The 606-nt window shown below is 54.5% G+C and carries 1 protein-coding gene and 1 pseudogene; both read left to right on the top strand.

Features of this window, described 5'->3' with window-relative positions; all coding sequences use genetic code 11:
- Positions 1–266, top strand: a 266-nt coding sequence (locus D1841_RS18180) for a C40 family peptidase (RefSeq protein ID WP_160645015.1), incomplete at its 5' end; no start/stop codon positions are given.
- 14 nt (positions 267–280) lie between these two features.
- A pseudogene (locus D1841_RS18175) lies at positions 281–523 on the top strand (DUF4315 family protein); the annotation flags it as partial.
- Between the last annotated feature and the right edge of the window lie 83 nt (positions 524–606).

Here is a 606-nt window from a genome sequence, read left to right as displayed (position 1 = left end):
TTGTTTCGTGGGTAGTCAATCATTCCGGCTGGAACGTGGGGCGGCTGGGGGCCCAGGGGCTTTACAACATCTGCACCAGAACCAGTTCCCCGCGCCCCGGAGATTTGGTTTTTTTCAAGGGAACCTATGACACCCCGGGAGTCTCCCACTGTGGCATCTATGTGGGGGACGGGATGATGCTGCACTGTGGCGACCCTATCAGCTACGCCAACTTAAACAGCAGCTACTGGCAGGCCCACTTCTACGCCTACGGGCGTTTACCATGAAAAGGAGGTTTTCAATGGCGATAAGCAAGAGCGCAAAAATCATGGCCGAGATGGAAAAGGTCAAGGGCAAAATCAGCGACCAGCAGGCCCGGCTGAAAGAGCTGGAACAGAAACACAAGGAGGCCGAGAACGAGGAAATCGTGGACATCGTGCGGGGCATGAGCATTTCCCTTGAGGAGCTCCCGCTGGTGCTCCAGCGCATCAAGGCCGGGGACACTTTGGGACAAAATGTCCCGAAGTCCGCCGGGCCGGAAAAAACGGCAATTGGAGAAAATGTGCTTCACAAAGCCGTCGGAATTATTCTATTGGCAGTGGTATTAAAACGTACAAACCTGACATG

The sequence above is a fragment of the Neglectibacter sp. X4 genome, assembly GCF_009917365.1.
In the GTDB taxonomy this organism is placed as follows: Bacteria; Bacillota; Clostridia; order Oscillospirales; family Acutalibacteraceae; genus Acutalibacter.
The sequence above is the reverse complement of the archived record's forward strand: the minus strand, read 5'-3'. Positions and strand labels throughout refer to the sequence as shown.